This window comes from Lysinibacillus sp. FSL M8-0337 (genome assembly GCF_038593855.1).
GTDB classification, from domain to species: domain Bacteria; phylum Bacillota; class Bacilli; order Bacillales_A; family Planococcaceae; genus Lysinibacillus; species Lysinibacillus sphaericus_D.
Map to the genome: position 1 here is coordinate 4,465,833 of NZ_CP151996.1, position 20,280 is coordinate 4,486,112.

Annotated in this window: 19 protein-coding genes; 6 read left to right on the forward strand and 13 right to left on the reverse strand. The window is 36.2% G+C overall.

The features are described 5' to 3' along the window. Window positions 1–121 precede the first annotated feature (121 nt). The 8 genes from MKY08_RS21830 to MKY08_RS21865 form a co-directional block, all read right to left on the reverse strand. Window positions 122–1,291, reverse strand: a complete 1,170-nt coding sequence (locus MKY08_RS21830; protein ID WP_069514225.1) for an amidohydrolase — start codon at window positions 1,289–1,291, stop codon at window positions 122–124. 28 nt (window positions 1,292–1,319) lie between these two features. After that, window positions 1,320–2,732 (reverse strand): TIGR00366 family protein, encoded by a 1,413-nt coding sequence (locus tag MKY08_RS21835; RefSeq protein ID WP_069514222.1) that lies wholly within the window; start codon window positions 2,730–2,732, stop codon window positions 1,320–1,322. Between the two features lie 317 nt (window positions 2,733–3,049). Continuing rightward, the gene (locus MKY08_RS21840) at window positions 3,050–3,787 is read right to left on the reverse strand and encodes a DUF4184 family protein (protein WP_069514219.1); all 738 of its coding nucleotides are present in this window, start codon (window positions 3,785–3,787) and stop codon (window positions 3,050–3,052) included. 244 nt (window positions 3,788–4,031) lie between these two features. Beyond that, the gene (locus MKY08_RS21845) at window positions 4,032–4,787 is read right to left on the reverse strand and encodes an amino acid ABC transporter ATP-binding protein (RefSeq protein WP_069514216.1); all 756 of its coding nucleotides are present in this window, start codon (window positions 4,785–4,787) and stop codon (window positions 4,032–4,034) included. Between the two features lie 13 nt (window positions 4,788–4,800). Further along, a complete protein-coding gene (locus tag MKY08_RS21850) occupies window positions 4,801–5,502 on the reverse strand; it encodes an ABC transporter permease subunit (RefSeq protein ID WP_069514213.1) in 702 nt (233 codons plus the stop codon). 12 nt (window positions 5,503–5,514) lie between these two features. After that, window positions 5,515–6,222 carry an amino acid ABC transporter permease gene (locus MKY08_RS21855; protein WP_069514209.1) on the reverse strand — a complete coding sequence of 236 codons (708 nt, stop codon included), beginning with the start codon at window positions 6,220–6,222 and terminating at the stop codon, window positions 5,515–5,517. Between the two features lie 114 nt (window positions 6,223–6,336). Beyond that, on the reverse strand, window positions 6,337–7,206 hold the full coding sequence (locus MKY08_RS21860) for a transporter substrate-binding domain-containing protein (protein ID WP_024364439.1): 870 nt from the start codon (window positions 7,204–7,206) through the stop codon (window positions 6,337–6,339). 35 nt (window positions 7,207–7,241) lie between these two features. Further along, on the reverse strand, window positions 7,242–8,408 hold the full coding sequence (locus MKY08_RS21865) for an acyl-CoA dehydrogenase family protein (RefSeq protein ID WP_069514206.1): 1,167 nt from the start codon (window positions 8,406–8,408) through the stop codon (window positions 7,242–7,244). A gap of 281 nt (window positions 8,409–8,689) precedes the next feature. Between MKY08_RS21865 and MKY08_RS21870 the strand changes: the two genes are divergently transcribed. Continuing rightward, a complete protein-coding gene (locus MKY08_RS21870; protein WP_069514203.1) occupies window positions 8,690–9,439 on the forward strand; it encodes a hypothetical protein in 750 nt (249 codons plus the stop codon). Between the two features lie 115 nt (window positions 9,440–9,554). On the opposite strand, the gene MKY08_RS21875 is transcribed toward MKY08_RS21870, so the two are convergent. Then, complete coding sequence (locus MKY08_RS21875; protein ID WP_069514201.1) at window positions 9,555–9,929, reverse strand: VOC family protein; 375 nt, start codon at window positions 9,927–9,929, stop codon at window positions 9,555–9,557. A gap of 239 nt (window positions 9,930–10,168) precedes the next feature. On the opposite strand from MKY08_RS21875, the gene MKY08_RS21880 reads away from it, so the two are divergent. Further along, window positions 10,169–12,118, forward strand: a complete 1,950-nt coding sequence (locus MKY08_RS21880) for a methyl-accepting chemotaxis protein (RefSeq protein WP_069514198.1) — start codon at window positions 10,169–10,171, stop codon at window positions 12,116–12,118. Between the two features lie 309 nt (window positions 12,119–12,427). Here MKY08_RS21880 and MKY08_RS21885 read toward each other — a convergent pair whose 3' ends face one another. After that, window positions 12,428–12,850, reverse strand: a complete 423-nt coding sequence (locus MKY08_RS21885) for a VOC family protein (RefSeq protein WP_069514195.1) — start codon at window positions 12,848–12,850, stop codon at window positions 12,428–12,430. 291 nt (window positions 12,851–13,141) lie between these two features. On the opposite strand from MKY08_RS21885, the gene guaC reads away from it, so the two are divergent. Then, entirely contained in the window at window positions 13,142–14,125 is a 984-nt protein-coding gene (gene guaC, locus MKY08_RS21890; protein ID WP_069514193.1) for a GMP reductase, read from the forward strand. 216 nt (window positions 14,126–14,341) lie between these two features. Here guaC and MKY08_RS21895 read toward each other — a convergent pair whose 3' ends face one another. Then, window positions 14,342–14,566 (reverse strand): phosphate-starvation-inducible protein PsiE, encoded by a 225-nt coding sequence (locus MKY08_RS21895; protein WP_069514190.1) that lies wholly within the window; start codon window positions 14,564–14,566, stop codon window positions 14,342–14,344. Between the two features lie 263 nt (window positions 14,567–14,829). Here MKY08_RS21895 and psiE point away from each other — a divergent pair, with 263 nt between their 5' ends. Continuing rightward, window positions 14,830–15,279: a phosphate-starvation-inducible protein PsiE gene (gene psiE / locus MKY08_RS21900; RefSeq protein WP_069514187.1), complete on the forward strand. Its 450-nt coding sequence runs from the start codon at window positions 14,830–14,832 to the stop codon at window positions 15,277–15,279. A gap of 19 nt (window positions 15,280–15,298) precedes the next feature. On the opposite strand, the gene MKY08_RS21905 is transcribed toward psiE, so the two are convergent. Then, a complete protein-coding gene (locus MKY08_RS21905; RefSeq protein ID WP_069514184.1) occupies window positions 15,299–16,552 on the reverse strand; it encodes a GNAT family N-acetyltransferase in 1,254 nt (417 codons plus the stop codon). 332 nt (window positions 16,553–16,884) lie between these two features. On the opposite strand from MKY08_RS21905, the gene MKY08_RS21910 reads away from it, so the two are divergent. Both MKY08_RS21910 and MKY08_RS21915 read left to right on the forward strand, forming a co-directional pair. Further along, window positions 16,885–17,895 carry a hypothetical protein gene (locus MKY08_RS21910; RefSeq protein WP_069514181.1) on the forward strand — a complete coding sequence of 337 codons (1,011 nt, stop codon included), beginning with the start codon at window positions 16,885–16,887 and terminating at the stop codon, window positions 17,893–17,895. A gap of 280 nt (window positions 17,896–18,175) precedes the next feature. Further along, a complete protein-coding gene (locus MKY08_RS21915) occupies window positions 18,176–19,318 on the forward strand; it encodes a fused response regulator/phosphatase (protein WP_069514178.1) in 1,143 nt (380 codons plus the stop codon). A gap of 104 nt (window positions 19,319–19,422) precedes the next feature. Here the strand turns inward: MKY08_RS21915 and MKY08_RS21920 are convergent, their stop codons facing one another. Then, a complete protein-coding gene (locus MKY08_RS21920) occupies window positions 19,423–20,277 on the reverse strand; it encodes a protein-glutamate O-methyltransferase CheR (RefSeq protein WP_069514175.1) in 855 nt (284 codons plus the stop codon). Window positions 20,278–20,280: the final 3 nt, after the last annotated feature.

Below are 20,280 nucleotides of genomic sequence, written 5' to 3' on the forward strand. Positions count from 1 at the left end.
AGTTACTGCCGTTGATTTCCGCTGCGGGCGCTTTCCGCGGGCGTCTCCATACTTCACTCCAATTAACTACTAGATACTTTACACCAATACACTCAAACACCCACCCACACTGGTGATGGTTTTAAGGGCATAATGTCCGTGCGATTTTTTCAAAATAGCGAACACCATAAATCAAGGCATCCTCATCAATTTTAAAGCGAGGGTGATGCAAAGGATAGGCTTCACCAAAATCCTCATTATGAACCCCTATATACTGCATTGAAGAAGGAACAATCTCAGAAAAATCGGCAAAATCTTCTGTTCCAAACATTGGTGCCGGTAATTCCTGTACACCTTCTGCGCCTACAATATCCCCCGCTATTTGACGCGATAAAGCTGTAAGCTCCTTGTCATTGGTTACAGAAGGACAACCAAGCTCCCATTTAATATCTACCGTAGCACCGTGCATCGACGCTATACCTTTTACAATTTTCTCTAAATGATGACGAGCCTCGACACGTACTGTCGCATCAAGTGAACGAATTGTACCACCAAGCTCTGCTGTATCCGCAATTATATTTAAGGCTGTGCCACAATGAAATTTTGCTACCGTTAAAACTGGGGCATGAATGCTTGGTACTTTGCGCGACACAATAGTTTGCAATGCCACAACCATTTCTGACCCAATCAATAACGGATCAATTGCAACCTCTGGTGTCGAAGCATGTCCACCTCGACCGTAAATCTTAATCTCAAAATCATCTGCAGCTGCCGTAAACTTTCCATCCTTCATGGCAAATTGACCGACTTGATAATCAGGGCTTACATGTAATGCAAATGCATAATCTACATTATCCGCAACACCTAATGATACAAGTTGAGCAGCTCCCCCTGGCGTTACCTCCTCTGCATGCTGGAAAATAAAACGGATTTCACCATTGAAATCTGTTCCCCGCTCAGCTAATACTTTCGCAGCACCTAATAACATCGCTGGGTGTGCATCATGTCCACAAGCATGCATCACACCTGGATTTTTTGATTTAAATGGCAAATCAGTCTCTTCTTCAATTGGCAATGCATCAATATCTGCACGCAATAAAATCGTATGACCATGCCCCTCCGTCTTCATCCCTTTTAAGCATGCATAGACACTTGTTTCTGTTAAGCGTTTTACTTCTAAATGCGGGAATGTTATTAATTGCTCATAAATATACTGTGCTGTTTGATGCTCTTGATGTGATAATTCAGGATACATATGTAAGTGCTGTCTCCAAGCAATGACCTGTTGCTGTAAGTCTTTTGTTTCTATCATTTGTAAATCCTCCTATCATTCTACTAAGTTAAAACGGTCCATAATTCATAACGTGTGCAATAATTAATAACATAATGGCTAACGTCGTTTGAATAACGAAGTATGGGAAAACCCATTTAAACCATTTGGAAAATGGAATGCCTGCGATTGCTAAACCTGCTAACAAAACACCACTTGTAGGAATCACCATATTTGAAATACCATCTCCAAACTGGAAAGCCAATACGGCTGTCTGTCTTGTTACGCCAATTAAATCAGCTAACGGTGTCATAATGGGCATTGTTAAAGCAGCTTGTCCACTACCTGATGGAACTAAGAAATTTAAACACAGTTGTAGTAAGAACATACCTACTGCATTAATAGAAGCAGGTAATACACTGACTGCATTCGCTACAAAATGTAAAATTGTATCAATTAAGCCACCCGATGTCGTAATAACGAGGATTGTTTGAGCAAAGCCAATAATTAAAGCGCCCTCCACCATATCTCTAGCTCCTGAAATAAAGCCTTCAGCCATTTGATTTGGACTCATTTTACAAATTACTGACATAATGATACTGCTTAATAAGAATACGCCACCAATTTCACTGATATACCATTGAAACTTAATAACCCCGACAATTAATGCAACAAAATTCGCTAACAACACAAGCAAAGCCAATAAATGACGACCACTCATTTTAAAGTCTAACGATAGTTCCACAGTATCTTCTCTCTTAAACTTTCCATAGATTCCTTTCGCTGGATCTTCTTTCACTTTTTTTGCGTGTCGAATAATATAAATTACTGTTAAAAGATAAAAAACAACAAATACAATAATGCGATAAGACATGCCTGAATATATTGGCAGTTCAGCTATCGTTTGAGCAACGCCGATGTTAAATGGATTGGTAATGCCCGATGTAAAGCCAGTTGCTAATGTCCCTAGCATGACAATTGCAAATCCTGTAATGGCGTCCATTCCAAGAGCCATCGTTAATGGAATAATGATGGAAATATATACAAGTGTATCCTCTGCTGAACCGATTAATGTTCCTAAACTAGCAAAGATTAATATCAGAATCGGAATTAACACGTACTCCTTCTTACCAAACTTAGAAGCCATTACTTTAATAAATGAATCAATTGCTCCCGTCTTTTGCATAATACCAAGTGCGCCCCCAAATAAAAAAACAAATAAAATAATAGAAGCGCCTTCTAGCATCCCTAAATGGACACTATTGAATATTTCAAGGAAACCGACTGGACTCGAATCTATATAGTGAAATGATTCAGGGTCTACAACCATACGTCCGTTTATCTCAACTCGATCATACTGACCAGCTGGAATAATATACGTAAGGACACTCATAACTAAAATAATAATAAACATTAAAACAAACGCATTAATCCCCTTGATTTTCGGCTCTTCAATATTCTGATTCTCTTGTAGATTTGCCATCCTCTCTCCCCTTTGCATTCTTAGTCAAAATCTTAAAGTAGTAACTTGTTACAAATAAAACCCACTACACGCATCTTTCCACTATACGGAAATTAATTCCGATAAACGGAAATATATTAGTAAAAATATAAAAAAAGAAAACTTAAATGTCAATATTTTTTGATAATTCTGTTTAATAAAAAATTGAAATTTCATACATTATCTAGCGAAAATCTACTTGTTCATCCTCTTTTCAACAAACAGCGCTCAAAAATCAGCAACAAAAAAAGACTGTCCCATTTATCAGAACAGTCTCTTTAAAGATCAATCTCAATACTTTACCTTCTTAACCTATATTTTAAGTAGATTGATATGACGAATAAACTAATAAAAAAAGAATCAATCATTCTTACAACAAGAATGCCATAATTGAAAATTGGCACATAGTCTATGGCATACCAAATAAGCACCACGAAAGAGGTCATTATGAATAAAGATGACCAATAAATAATTTTATGTGTAACACCAACAGTAGCATTTCTATGTCTCTGAGATAATGCTCTGAAATACATATAACCAAATATCAAAATGAATCCCAGTAATGTACTACCATGTTGCAAAAACTTATACAAAGGTAGATCAAAACCATAAATACGATAGATTTTAGTAAATACTGTAGGGAAAGTAAGCACCATATAACCATTTATATGTGTAAAGGAATCCCATACGACATGAGTAAGCATGCCAAACAAGGCAGAATAAATAAACACGACTAATTTCAACAATTTATTGGAATCTACTCTATTTGTATAAGTATCTTGTAGTATATTAGGCAAATAATGAACGAAGGTTTGGTGTATAAAGAAATGATAGATAAAGTAGATGCAAGCTACTAACGGTAGATTGAACGTAATAAACCCCATAAAAGTATGACCTATTTCACCCTTAGGTTGGCCTCTTAGAAAATACTCAAAGTCTGGCGCCATACTACCTATAACCATTGCAGAAAAATGAATATACTTACTTTTTCTTGAGAACGGTAATACGGCAGCGGGATGTGCAAAAGTGAGTGGCATTGTTGTAAACCCCTTTTTGAAAATTTAGCTTTTGCTGTAAGTTCTCAAAAACTTTCCGAATGAAACTGTTGCTTAACTCCTTGTTATACCTACAAGAATTGAATCTCTTTTTTCAAGTAAAAGTATAAATTTTATAGTGAGTAATGACAAATAAAAACGAAAATCATCGGTCAGAAGAAAGATATTACAACAACTAGCGCTACATCCCTGCCACTAAAAACGTTTCATTAGTTCCAATGAAACCTTAAATATAAAATGTATAATCCTCTGGTATCACGCGCTTTAAAAACTTTTTCGTCCGCTCTTCTTTCGGGCTAACGAATATATCATGTGGGCTTCCTTCTTCGACAACAACCCCACCATCCATAAAAATAACGCGATTAGCCACATCCTTTGCAAAGCCCATCTCATGCGTTACAACTAGCATTGTCGTGCCCTCTTTCGCAATGTTCTTCATAACCGTCAATACTTCTCCCACTAGTTCTGGGTCAAGTGCAGAAGTCGGCTCATCGAATAAAATAATATCTGGGTTCAAGGCCACTGCACGGGCAATACCAACACGCTGCTGTTGACCGCCAGATAACTGACTTGGATAAGCATCATATTTTTCTGACAGCCCTACTTTATCAAGCGCTTTTTTACCAATTTCAATCGCTTCGGCCTTTGCTATTTTTCTGCCAATAACAAGTCCTTCTGTCACATTTTCTAAAGCTGTTTTATTCGTAAAAAGATTATAATTTTGGAAGACAAACGCAACACGTTGACGAATAGCATGGACGTCCCTCTTTTTGACATTTTGAAAATCAACATCGATCGTACCGAATGTCGCATGCCCTTGGTCGGCCTTTTCTAAAAAGTTAATGCAACGCAATAAAGTCGTTTTACCTGAGCCACTCGGGCCTAAAATCACAACTACGTCACCTTTATCAATCGATAAATCTACACCTTTTAAAATTTCATTATCGCCAAATGATTTATGAATATTTTTGATTTTTAACATGATGATTCACCCCTTAGGCATTTGCCACTTTGTATTTGCTCAAATATTGCTCGTATCGTTTAAACAAGTATTCAACCGTACTGCATAAAATTAAATACACGATGAATATATCAAGATATGCTTCTACGTAATTGTAGCCCACATTTGCAGCAACTTTTGCCTTCAATGTAATTTCTGGTAAGGACATCGCATATCCCAATGACGTCGCTTTTATTAGGTTTACTGTTGCTGTACAAATATTCGGCATCGCCACTACTAATGCTTGTGGAATAATAATTCGGCGATAAGCTTGAAATGTCGTTAAACCTACTGCATGTGCCGCCTCTAGCTGACCCTTTTCAATGGTACCGAGTGCCGAACGGAATACCTCTATTAAAATAGCTGTTGTACTAAAAGCAAACACGATAAATGCATACCAAATTGGATTGATTTTATAAATGTCATAGGTAATATGATATTTTTCAAAAACCATTTTTAAGATAAGTGGAATACTACTATAAATAATAAAAATCTGAATAATAATTGGCGTACCTCGAACAAAGGATACATAAATCTTTGCTAGATGATGGATGACTGGAATTTTATTAATGCGTGTTAGCGCTAATAAAAAACCAAGTGGAAGGGCAACGAGTAAAGCAACAACCGTTACAAGGAGTGCGATCGGTACGCCCGATAATGCTACAAAAAAGGTATCAACTAAAAATTGGTAGTTCATCATTACGCCTCCTTACGTTGTTTCTAACGTTCTTTTCCCCTTGCCAAAAAACTTTTCTAAAATAGCAAAGAATTTTTCAATCACAATTGATAGTACCCAATAAACAATCGCAAGTGCGATATAGATTTCCAGTGCATGGGCATTAATATTACTTGCAATAATTAAATTGGCCTTGCCCACAATATCAATTAACCCAATTGTGTAAGCCAATGCTCCTTCTTGTAATAGCGCAATCATGGCATTTCCGAAGTTTGGTAATGCGATCACAAGCGCTTGAGGAAAAATAATGCGGCGATAAGCTTGGAACGGCGTTAATCCTACACTAACTGCCGCTTCAAACTGTCCCTTATTAATCGCCAAATAGGAGGACCTAATCACTTCAGACATAATTGCTGCAAACTGCAATGTAAATGTCACGACGACGAAGAAGGCTGTCTCTATCGCATGAAGATTTAAACCGATGTTTTCTGCTAATGCAGGTACCCCATAATAAACAAGGAATAATAGAACAATTGATGGCGTACAACGCATAATAGTTGTATATAAATTCGCCATTTTTTGTAATACCTTCATTGAACTTAACTTTGCAGCGGCTAATAATAAGCCGAAGAATATACCTAGTACAATGGAAGACCCTGCAACTAAAAAGGTTACTTTTAAAAACGGCAATAATAAGGGAATAGCGTTCCAAATGTACGATGCATCAAAATACTTCTCCATTTCCTCACCAACTTTATCAATATCTTCACTAAAGGCAGCTAAATTTCAACGCCTTTGCTCTCCGTTTATTAAGAAAGACTGCTGAGTAACTTGACTCAGGCAGCCTTTTAAACATTATCGATTTACGTTTTCTAACACTTCAAATAAATCACGGCCATAAAACTCTTTACTTAATTCACTTGTTTTCTTTTGTTCTTTAATTTGGGCAATCGCTTTATCATAAGCATCCGCAAATTCTTGTTCTTTTTTATTGAACAGTGGCCATGTTTTAATCACTGCAAATTCGTTATAAACAACCTCATCCTTCAAATTATGATAAGCGCCATCGTCCGCTAATACTTGCTGCTTAAATGGACCTTCAATCATGACACCACCATCAACGCGTCCTTCATTTACCCATTGCACAACATCGACAGTAAAGGCATCACCTGCTTGTAATTTTACTTTGTTGTTAGGATTTGCTTTGTTGTACTCATCAATAATTGTATACTGGGCATTGTTAGCAGCAATCGGCGCTAATGAATAGCCTTTTGACGCAAAATCCGCTAATGTTTTAATCCCTTCATCTTCTTTGCGTAGCACTAAACCTGCACTACTTAATCCTAAAAATTCTTTAGGGAAAATGAATTTCTCTGTACGTTCCTGCGTGAAGAATGCATTTTTAACCCCAACTTGGTACTTCCCTTGCTCTACACCGATTAATAAGTCATCACTTGTAGTTCCAACATATTCGAACTTATATTCAGGTAATAGTTCATCTACTAGCTTCATTACTTCCACGTCGTAGCCTGTCGGATTACCTTTATCGTCAATATAGCTAATCGGCTTAGAAGCTTGATCGTATGCTACCTTCACAGTACGTACTTTAACCCCATCTTCTGTTTCATTTTTAGAAGCTTCGCCCGAACTGCATCCCGCTAATATAGCAAGAGAAGCCAACCCAACTGCTGCAATTTGAAATAATTTTTTCTTTTGTTTAAACATATGTCATTTCTCCTTCATCTCAAGTGATTGTATGATTACTGTTCAGATAATTTTTGTTGCTCAATGGCAGCTGTCGCTAATTTCAGTATCGTCATATCATCCATTGGTGGATTATGTAATCCTGCACGAACATTACGATAATAGCGTTGTAGCGGGTTTGTAAGCTGTAAACTTTTTGCTCCAACAACGCGCATCGCCTTATCCACGACATCAATCGCAATATTTGTCACCGTATGCTTGGCAACCGCCATTTCATTCGTTAAAGTATGGCGTCTAGTTGGATCATCATAAGCCTCGGCGACGCCATACAGGACAAAACGTGCCTGATGTAGCTTTAATTCAATGTCGCCTAATAACTGCTGTACATTTGGTAATGTGCTAATCGGGGCATTTAAACTGTTTGGTTGATGATGATTAGCAAAATGTAAAGCGTAATCTCTCGCTGCCTGTGCAATCCCTAAGTAAGTTGCAGGGATGTGCAAAATCCAGCCATTAATCTTGCCACCACTTGGATGACTCGGCAATTCTACTAAATGATGTGCAGGAACCACTACGTCCTGTAATACTAAATCATGACTGCTTGTGCCACGCATCGCTGACATTTGCCAGTTTTCTTCAATTGATAGCCCTGCTACATCTTTATGAATGAGGAAAAAGCCAATTTGCCCTTTTTCTTCAATCCAAGCAGACGTTAAAAAATAATCGAGTACGGGTGATGCAGTCGTAAATATTTTACGGCCATTTAATAACCAGCCATTCGCTGTCGATACGGCATTTGTTCCTGGACGGCCACCTCGCGTTGGACTACCAGTTGCTAATTCACTGACCGCTCGATTGATAATGGCACCTTGTTGTACTTTCTGTGCGAAATTTTGGAGTAGATCCTCAGTCCATAGCTTTTTGTCATATATTTCGCCAACAACACCTAATGTCCATCCAAGTGAAAGAGAGGCGTTTTCATCGTAACTAGCTAATGTTTCTTGAACGAGAATCATATCGTAAACAGATAATCCTTCTCCTCCATATTGTTTCGGTAAAGTTAGTTTTGGATAGCCGATTTGTAATAGCAGCTTATATGCCTCAAATGGAAACCGCGACTGTTCGTCGACTTCTACAGCCTCCGATTTGATTGGCTCTGCAATAGAAGCCAACTGCTCTAGCCAGTAACGCTGACGCTCCGTTTTAATAAATAACTCTTTCACAAAAATCTCCTTCTTCCCAAATTATATAAAACATATATATTTACTAAGAATTAACGGTTTAAAAAAATCTCTACCTACATTAAGTAGTGAGATAACTTGTGGTACTGAATTTTCTGATTCATTGACATTATAATACTTTCAACATAGTTAATTGTCAATGGGCTAATCACAAGTTTTTTAGTAAGTATTATAGGAATTATTGCCCTCTTTTATTTCACAACTTATTTTATGCACCAAGCTGTATTCAAAACATATGCTAACACTAAGAAAGAGGTGTATAAATGAACAATAATTTAAATTCATCTCCAAGTACTATAAACATGACACAAATGGCTCCTCAAATTATTCAAACAAAATTTGGAGATATTAATGGTGATGGTTTTTTTGAAACTGTATTTTTAATGGGTACTAAAACACCCGATAGTCCGCTCTGGAAAAACATTACACTTGTCATCTTTTACGGGCAGACACGGCAATTCGAACAAATCGGGCTGAAAGAAAACGTTGGCTATAGTCCTACCATTTTTCTAGGAGATTTTACTGGAGATCATATAGAAGATATTATGGTGATTTCTGATACTGGTGGTAGTGGTGGAATTATTAACGGTGAAATTTTTTCATCTATAAACGGCAAAGTACGTTCCATATTTGATACCGAGTCATTTAATAATAAACTAACTTACTCAGTCAACTACTTAAATAACTATAAAGCATCCGTGCGGAGTTTTAATCCTAAAAAGCAATATATTCTTGATTTACAATATAAAGGACCCGAGTACTTAGCGGAAATTTATAATCAAGATGGCACATTAAAGCAACCGATTGAAGGTTGGGTTGACCCTATTAGTGGCTTATATCCTGTTGATTTTGATCGCGATGGCACATATGAAATATTAGCTTATCAAGAAATTGCGGGCAGATATCATGCGGATGGTTTAGGATATGTTGAAAACATTTTAAAATGGAATGGTCGAGAGTTTGTCGTTGATCGACAATCTGTATCCATTTATGGTGAGGATTTAACATCGTAATGCTCATTAAGACCGGTAGCCCTCTAAAGATAAAACTACTATGCTAATTAGATTAAAAAAAATCCGTAGACAGCCCTACGGATTTTTAGTTATCAGGGATTTAAAGCCCCCTTTTTTATTTTTCCACTAAAGCGAAGTAATTGTTTTCAGGATCTGCAAAGTTAAACACTCTACCGATTGGCATCATGACTAAGTCCCCGACTTTAATTCCTTTCGTTTGGAAATCTTGATACATGTCAGTTATGTTATCGGCGTAAAACATAATAGAAGGTGTCCCTAAATTTAATTCCGGTTGCATTTTCGCAATTACTTCTTTATTGTGCAGTACAAATGACGTTTGGGCGTCCTTTGTCGGAGCAATTTCAATCCAACGCATCCCTGCTTCCGTATTATCAGCTACTACTACAAATCCTATTTTTTCAGTCCAAAACGCGACAGCTGCATCTTGATCATTTACATATAACATTACTTGTCCAATTTGTTGAATCATTACAAATTCCCTCCTCTTCTGAGCAATAGTATACATCAAATAGAACATTTCTATGTCTCTTAACAAAGAATCTTTTTAAAGGTTGGAGGATTTCTTCGATACGATCAATTATCTAAAAATAAAAACGGATAAGGACTTAACTTTTATTGTATTTTTGTTAAAATTAGCTAGTCGTCTATTATTTACCTTCTTGGGAAAAAGTATAGAACAATAAAACATTTTTAGTGAGGATAATACAATTGACAAAACTAAGTTTACGGAAAAAGCTCATTTTTTCATTCTTAGCAATGCTTCTCATTCCAACATTATTAATCGGTATCATTTCTTACCAAAGCGCAGAGAAGCAAATTTCTAAGGAACAACAAGCAAGTACAACTGAAAGTATTCGAATGCTTAATACGAATATTACTAGTACCATTAAGCCAAAGATTGAAGACATTCAATATTTTACTAAGAAACTTAATCAATCTTACTTACAAGAAAGTAAAGTGCCCGAGCTTAAATCACTATTTAAAGAGTACGTAAATATGCATCCAGAGATTGAACTTGTCTATTTTGGGACAAGTGAAGGCAAAATTCTCGATGAGCCCGCTCAACAATACCAAAACGACTTTGACCCACGAACAAGACCATGGTATACACAAGCAGTAAACAACAAAGGGCAGGTAGCGATTACAGCACCTTATATTTCACAAGGTACTGGTGACATGGTTATTACAATTACACAAGCATTGCCAGATAATTCTGGAGTCATCGGACTAGATCTCAATATATCTACATTAAGTGCCATTACGAATGATATTCGTATTGGAAAAACAGGCTTTGCCTCACTATTAGATGACAACAAACTCTATATTTCTCAACGTGGAAAAGAAAGTGGTTCCGAAGCTACTGAAAGTTATATCTCTAAAATTTATAAACAGGATAGTGGCACAATTATAGAAGCTGATCGACAGCTCCAATTTATCACAAATGAACTAACGGGTTGGAAGCTAGTCGGCACAATGTTCTCAGCCGAAGCAACAAAGGCGGCCGCTTCAACCTTTAATATGAACTTAATTATTATTGCGGTGTCCATTGTTGTGGGTGTGTTGTTTATGCTGGTCATGATCCGATCTGTCGTAAATCCAATTAATCGACTAAAACATAGTGCTTTAAAAATTAGTGAAGGCGATTTAACGGAGTTTATCGAAATTCACTCTAAGGATGAAATTGGCTTACTTAGTGAAGCATTTATTTCAATGAAGGTGAACTTGAAAAACCTTATTCGCAATGTTGACCGCAGCGTCCAACATGTACAAGAATCCGCACAAGGATTATCTGCCCACGCAGAGCAAAATATTGCTTCTTCTGAGCAGGTTTCACAAGCGATGCAACAAGTAGCGATTAGTGCAGAAAGACAGACAACAGGTATCGACCAAAATGCTATCTCTATTGAAGAAATTGCCCAAGGAATCGTTGAAGTAGCAGATAGCGCAATGCAAGTGACAGACCTTTCTAACCACGCGATTGTGCAAGCCGAAGAAGGTGGTCAATCTGTACAACGTACTGTAAATCAAATGATATCAATTAATGAATCCGTGACACAATCAGACAGAATGATTAAGTCCCTTTATGATCGTACAAAAGAAATTGGTTCAATATTAGAGATTATTAGTGCAATTTCAGACCAAACGAATTTACTAGCATTAAATGCTGCGATTGAGGCTGCTAGAGCAGGCGAGCACGGTAAAGGTTTTGCTGTCGTAGCTGATGAAGTAAGAAAATTAGCCGAGCAATCACATCAATCTGCTGAGCAAATTTCTTCGCTTATTACAGGGATTCAACAAGATACGGCTAAATCGGTGGAAACGATGATCAAAGCTTCTTCTGATGTACATGAAGGTTTACAGCTATCCGAAGATACAAGTGAAAAATTCGCGAGCATTACTGAAAGTTTACGTAATATTGCACCGAAAATGGAAGGTATCTCTGCATCTGCCCAAGAAATATCGGCTGTAGTGGAAGAAGTTACTGCAACGGCAATCGAGCTAACTGATCATGCTAAAATGAATGCAGCAGCCTCTGAAGAAGTTGCCGCTTCAACTGAACAAACATTGTCCTCCATGCAGGAGATGACATCCGCAGCTAAAGCTTTACTCGATATGGCGGACGAATTACAAAGCTTTGTAGGTCGTTTTAAATATTAAGAGGCTGGGACATAACTAAAAAATTTAAGGAACAGAGAAAAGGTGTTCATAAATTTTTGCTATTTATGTAGAACTTAGCTCTTCTTGCTTTTGCAATAAAGAGAAGTGTTCAAGCGGAGACGGTGACTCCGGCAGGAACAGCACACAATGTAAGACGCGGGCATTCCGCGCGTTAGCAAGGGTTGCGGCTTACGGTGCTGAGCGGAAAGCATCGTCGTAGCGGACAACAACGACATAGCAAAAAAGTGTTAGATTGATTAGGTTCAATCTAACACTTTTTCTCTTTTGTCCCAGCCTATTTCAATTTTCCTATTTAGCTTTTTCCTCATGGCTAAACTGCCACTCGATACCAAACTTATCTGTAAGTGAACCGTAACATTTACTCCAAAATGTTTCTTGAAGTTCCATCGTCACTTTGCCACCCTCTTTCAGTTTTTCAAACGCTTGTCGTAACTGCGCTTCATTATCTGTCACAACGGCTAATGTTACATTGTTACCAATAGTGAACGGTGAACCTGGGAATGTATCCGAAAACATTACCGTACTACCTAAAATGGATAAGCGTGTGTGCATAACGAGATTTTTTGCTTCTTCCGGTAATGGATAGCTTGGATCACTTGGCGAATCTCCAAATGTCATAATTTCTGCCTTGTTCGTATTAAAAACTTGCTCATAAAATGTTACAGCCTCTCGACAATTGCCATTGAAAATTAAGTACACCTCTACTGCCATGCTCACCACTCCTCTGTCATTTATGAAACAACTCTATTGTACTTAGATAACGAACGATAAGCTAGTCTTATCATTAGGAAATCCTCAATAGTTTTACTTCTTTTCCACTTATTATACAGTCAAAAAAGAGTGTGCTTTTCTACGTTTTAGTACCTTTCTTGTCTCCAACTGGCTATTTTTTATTTATTTTGATAAAATCTTTGACTTTTCATTCGAAATCATGTAAATTACCAAATGGCGAACAATTTAAAATAAACATCGAATAATATTCGTATTTTAGGAGTGTATATAATGGATAACGTATTTGACTATGAAGATATTCAACTAATTCCCGCAAAATGTATTGTAAACAGTCGATCAGAATGTGATACGTCTGTTACATTAGGCGGACACAAATTTAAATTACCTGTAGTCCCTGCAAACATGCAGACTATTATTGATGAAAGTATTGCCGCTAAGCTTGCTGAAAACGGTTACTTTTATATTATGCACCGTTTTAATCCTGAAACGCGTATTAGCTTCATTAAAGATATGCAAAGCCGTGGCCTAATTGCTTCTATTAGTGTCGGTGTAAAAGATGAAGAATATACATTTGTAGAAGAATTAGCAAGTGCTGGCTTAGTTCCAGAATTTATTACAATTGATATTGCACATGGTCATTCAAACGCTGTCATTCGTATGATTCAACATATTAAACAACATTTACCAAATAGCTTTGTTATTGCTGGTAATGTTGGTACACCTGAAGCAGTACGTGAGCTTGAAAATGCTGGAGCAGATGCAACAAAAGTTGGTATTGGGCCAGGTAAAGTTTGTATTACAAAAATTAAAACAGGTTTTGGCACAGGAGGTTGGCAGTTAGCAGCACTACGTTGGTGTGCAAAAGCTGCAACGAAACCAATTATTGCGGACGGTGGTATCCGCACAAATGGTGATATTGCAAAATCTGTACGTTTCGGTGCTTCAATGGTCATGATCGGTTCTTTATTTGCAGGTCATGAGGAATCGCCAGGTGAAACGATTGAAATCGATGGCAAAATAGTAAAAGAATACTTCGGCTCTGCATCAGAATTCCAAAAAGGTGAGAAGAAAAATGTCGAAGGTAAAAAAATGTTTGTAGAACATAAAGGTAGCCTAAAAGATACGTTAATTGAAATGCAACAAGACCTTCAATCATCTATTTCTTATGCTGGTGGCACAAAGCTAGAGGCTATTCGCAATGTAGATTATGTTATTGTAAAAAATTCAATTTTTAACGGCGATAAAGTTTACTAAGCACTATAAAAGTACCCGATAGGATAGACAATAATCTATCTTATCGGGTACTTTTCACTTTCATACTATTATGGCGAATGTTGATAATTCTACTAATGCACATGAAATATACCGTATACAAAGAAACAAGCCCCCACACTCAAAGCTCAGTGAAAGGGGCTTGCCTGTTTGAAGTACATCTTGATGCTTTCCGAATCGCCTTTAAAAGCTTAGATATTACAGCTTGTTGATCACAGCATGTAAAGTTTCTTGTAATTCTGCATCATAATCAGAAAGGTCCACAAGGTTACCTAAACGCTCACGTAATACAGGACGTTCAATGACTAATTTCTCGTCAAGAACTTGTACTAATAACTCAATAATAAGACGGTCACGAACATTTAACGCCTCTTCTAAACGCTCTGGTGTAATTTTTGCATCAGATTTTGCTGCTTTTGCCATTTAAAAAAACCCCTTTTATTTTATATTCATGCAACTCTATTTTATCATACAGCCTAAATTTTTTAAAAACTTTCTTTTACAATACTATACAGTTATTTACAGTATTACGCATCTTCTGTTTACGTTATCATGTTATATTCAATAAAAGTAAGAAAATACACTAAATAGCTCAAATTTTTATGAAAGTGCGATTCTCTTTACGACGTTTCATTCATATTATATAAGATAAATATTATGTTTAAATAAGAAGATGGAGGAATTACATGAATCAAAAGCATAATACGTATCAACAACTTGTCAAAGCTGTCCCAAAATCTTTACAATTATTTCTCAACGTCTGCCTTGTATTATTAGCACTTATATTGTCCTTCCTGCTGATGAAAGAGCTTATTGAGTTTCTAAACATCTTATTAACAGGCGGTACAAGTGACTATAAACTTTTCCTAGCAAATATTCTTATTTTCTTTTTGTATTTTGAATTTATTACAATGATTATTAAGTACTTTAAAGAGGATTACCATTTCCCGCTAAGATACTTTATCTATATTGGGATTACAGCGATGATTCGCTTAATCATTGTCGAACACGATCATGCCATTAACACATTAATCTATGCCCTAATTATTTTAATATTAATTATTAGCTATTTTATTATTAATATTACACCTTTAGAAAGACCCGTTCGTTCATCCATTCTAATGAAAAAGGATTAGCACTTACACCTTTCTACTATTAGAATGCTGTTACACACGTTGGTTTATTCAGCACAAAGAAGAATTTGTGCAATTCCTGTAAAAACTGTTCATCACTAACCTTTAGCATGCCGAGCATAAATAATTCTTGAACCGTCACCACGCCCATCACTAGCGAAGAAAGCTCCGCAATATCAATCGTCATTTCTACATCATAGTGTGCGTTTTCTAACATCTCCAGAACGCCATCTACCGCTCTTATTATAAGAGGCTTATTATTTTCTTCTAACAACGAATCACAAACAGTCAGCTTAAACGTTATATTGCTATTATTAAAATGATGTTGCTTTAGTTCCTGAAAGAAACCTTTTACATTGATTATCCGATACATTAAACCAATACCTACAATAGCATTGGCATGGTATACACTCGGGATTAAATGATTTGATTCATTGCGTACATCTCCTAAAAAGAAATGAATATTGTCATCCTGTGTATGCCATTCAATTCGATTTACTTGATCTGCCTGACTATTTAAAAACGTACTAAGCTCCAGTAAAGCCTCGGGTGTTTCATATAGAAATTCTTTTATAACCATATTATTCAGCAAAAAATTCGACTCACTTTGCTTTTTAAACGAAAATACGATATAGCCTTCTATATGGTCATCTTTGTCGACTGCAATAATATAGTTTTGTGAATTTTGAAAAATGTTATCCAACTCATGTTTTGTTTTTAAAAACATACCATGCTTTTTCAGTGCTATTCTGTTATAACAATCTTCCAGCAATTGCTGCTCCTGTTGATGTAAATATTTAAGATGCTGTTTGGTTGATCCTTTTGGAAAGCTTGATGGTTGCACGGAATATTGGTACATTTTCGGTCCATAGCCAAAGCCCATTTTTTTATAAAAATCAGGTCTAAATGGATATAAGGCAACGATGTGCACATCTTTCTCTAAAAAAATTTGATAGAAATGGTCGATTAGTTCTTTTGCAACTCGCTCTTTTTTATGCAGTAAGTCTACTGCAACTTGACCAACACCACCGATTGGAATGATATTCGAAAATAAGTTCATTTTAAAATCATGGAGACGCATACCACCCAATAAACTGTCATTTTCCCATAGTCCATAATAATTTATAGTTGGTTCATTGCTCATGTTATGCTTAAAAATGGAGACTAATCGCTCTCTTGTTTGTGGAGAAGTTTGCACAACTCCCGGATAAGCACCAATCACAATATCTACATATTTTAAAACTTCTTCTTCTTGAATTTTCTTTACTATTCGCATTTACACCCTCCTATTGTTCAAAAATTATTTGGCTGAATGCCATTTGCTTTCACATTAATTCCCGCCCCTATTAATAACATATATTACCACACACGATTCATTCCTGTATGATAACTGTAGAGCATTACAAAAACTGAAAAATGCGTGTCGATAAGAATGTGCCTTCCAAGGCAAGGTGCTGTTCGGTTCCCCCAAATATCAATACTTTCGCTGGGAAATGCAAAACAGGGACCATAGGAGTTGCCTCAAAAATGATGTGTTGAAACGCTATTTCATTTGCTTCTAACCACGTTGTTAGGGCTATATACATGACTATAAGGAGGATGACAAAGTTGGATTTAATTGATGCCTATATTTATGAAGTCGTTCGAAGGATTCCTAAAAATAAAAGGGACGCGATTGGAGTTGAATTAAAATCTACAATTGAAGATATGTTACCTGATGATTTTTCAGAATTAGAGGTAAAAGAGGCTCTTTTAAAACTTGGAGACCCAGCAAAACTTGCAGCGAGCTACCATGAGGGACCGAAATATTTAATTGGCCCTGAACTGTACAGCACTTACATGCAGACAATTAAAATAGTGCTTCCTTGGGCAATCCTTATTACAATAATTGTACTTCTTGTAAAAAGTATTTTTTCCTTCCCTGCGGATGGATTGCTGTTGTCTGCTATTATTCAAGCCATTTCTATAACGATTACCACTGTTATTGAAGTAATATTACAAGTACTGTTTTGGGTTACCATTGCCTTTATCATAACGGAACGCTATGGTAACACGAAAGATCCACTATTCTTTATGAAAAGCACTAAAGAATGGACACCGGAAGATTTAAAGAAAACAAAAATTATTCAAAAGGACAATTATATACCACTTACTGATATTATCTTTAGCATATTAGGAATAGCCATTTTTACATTTGTTTATTTGAATGCCGCTCATTTGATTGGAATTTACTCTTCGGATGAAAGAAGTGGCTTAAAATTTGTTATGCCTATTTTCAACCAAGATACCCTCTTGTCGTTTAGACCCATTATTTTATTTTGTATCGTTTTAAGTATGGCTTTAACCATTTATAAATGGAAGGTTAGACAATGGACCTTGCCGATTGCCATTATAAGTGCTGTTCTTCAATTTATTGGTACAATTGTGTTGATTGTCATGGCAAATCAGCCTGATATCATTCATAGTGCTGCAATACCCTATATGGCGGCCATTATGGAAACCACTTCTACAAAGATTTTGTTTACGCTAGATCGCATACTGCTTGTCGTCATTACCCTTACGATTCTAGCAAGTGCATTTGATATTTATAGTGGTTTTAAAAAGGCTAAAAAGCGCTAAAAATCTTTGTGAAAAATAGTTTAAATCACCAAACAGAAAGGGTAATAAATTAATATTGATTATTTTGCTATTTTTTCACTACTCGTCGTGATTTTCATCTATAGTAAACAGAGGTTTATCTATAAAAAAGCAAACTTATTTCCTAGTAAAATATATCTTAAATTCATTAAAATACCGTTATTCTCTACTATTTTGTATAATAATGATGTTAAGAGTATTTTTAATACAATTTATAATCTGCACTTCATCAATGGTTCAAGCAGAATAAGGGGAAAAAACTATGACAATTCTTCTTGTAGATGACAATGCCGTCAATCTATTCGTAATTGAAAAAATTTTAAAAAATGCAGGTTATGATAACTGTGTATCTCTTTCATCAGCTTATGAGCTTTTCGACTATCTTGAGTTAGATGCAAAAAATCCCGCAGGTACTTCTGTTGAGCTGATTTTGTTAGATATTATGATGCCTGAAATAGATGGGATTGAAGCTTGCAAACGGATAAAACAAAATGAAAAATTCAAAGATATTCAAATTATTTTCGTTACAGCATTAGAAGATAAAAACAAGCTTGCGGAAGCACTCGATATCGGAGGGGTTGATTATATTACAAAGCCCATCAATAAGACGGAACTGCTTGCAAGAATTCGTGTTGCTCTAAGATTAAAGGCTGAATTAGATTGGCATATGAAACAAGAAATGAAAATCAAGTATGAATTAGATTTAGCTACACGTGTACAACGCAGTTTACTAAGTGCACCTTTAACTGAAGATCATATTCAAATCGAGGTATCCTACCTCCCCTCTTCAAATTTAGCAGGGGATATGTACTATTGGTATAAAATTAACGATCACCGTTACGCGGTTATTTTACTCGATATGATGGGTCACGGTATACCAGCAGCACTCGTTTGTATGTTTATCTCTTCGGTCCTAAGAGAAGCGGTCAAACAGTTGGTGGAGCCCGAGCTCGTTATTAAGGAATTGAATCGTTATATGACGCTTCTACAAAATGCAAAGGAAGAAAATATTCATTACTTTACAGCTATTTACATAGTGATTGATACGGAACAAAAAACAATTGAATATGTTAACGCTGGCCATCCTGCTGGCTACGCACTTGTTGATGAAGCAACACTTGTTCCTTTAAACCAAGGAAGCTGCGCTGTCGGCTTTTTTGAAGAAATAAAGGTGCAAAAACAAACTATTAAATATCATAAGGATGTTCAAATTGTTTTGTATACCGATGGAGTTTTAGAAGCAATGGGACCCTGTGAAATAGAGTCTGAGAAACAGTTACAAAAGCTAACCTCAAGCAAATGGAATTATACACAATGTCTGATAGATAATTTACTACCTAAAGAAAAACAAAAAAATCAACCAGACGATATGTGTGTATTAATGATTCAAGCACAAGCAATGTAAACTTAGAAGACAACAAAAATCCGCATACACGCTGTTGCAGACAATCAAGCGTTTACGATTATCTGCAACAGAACGTATAGCGGATTTTTTGATATGGCTAACTTCTATTTTTTTTGATAAATTTTTTCAATGGCGACAGTTTCTTTATATTTTGAAATAATCCCTTCACAACGTAGCGTCTCCTTATCTCCTAAGCATAAAAACCCATCTTGGCATAGGCTATCGTAAAATAAATGATGTACTTGGCTTTGTAGAGCAGGAGAAAAATAAATTAAAACATTGCGGCAGACAATTACATGAAATTCATTAAAGGATTGATCTGTCACTAAATTATGCTGTGCAAAAATAATATTTTTTAAAAGTTCCGGATGGAAATAGGCATATTGATAGTCTGTTTTATAGTATTCCGAAAAAGCATGATTACCACCCGCAAGCATATAATTCGTTGTATATGCTTGCATTTTTTTTATTGAGAAAGCACCCTTTTTCGCCTTTTCTAACACATGCTCATTCATATCGGTAGCGTAAATCACAGACCTATCTATTAGTCCTTCTTCCTGTAATAATATAGCCATTGAGTATACCTCTTCGCCTGTAGCACATCCTGCATGCCATATACGAATTTCTGGGTACTGTCTTAAATAAGGAACAACTTCTTTACGGAACGCTTTAAAAAAGCTAGGATTACGAAACATCTCCGTGACATTGATAGAAAAATCATTCAAGAGCTGCTCCAAAAAACTTTCTTCATGTATCGCTTTTTCTTGTACTCGCGAAATCGTCGGTATATTACTCACCCTCATGCGATTATAAATCCGACGAGATATAGATGAACGATTATATTGTCGAAAATCAAAACCAGATAAACGATAGATGGCTTCAAGTAGTAACTCAATTTCCATATCTGCGTGCTTATTCATTTGTTGCTTTAGCTCAAAATTTTGGAATTGATTATCCATGCT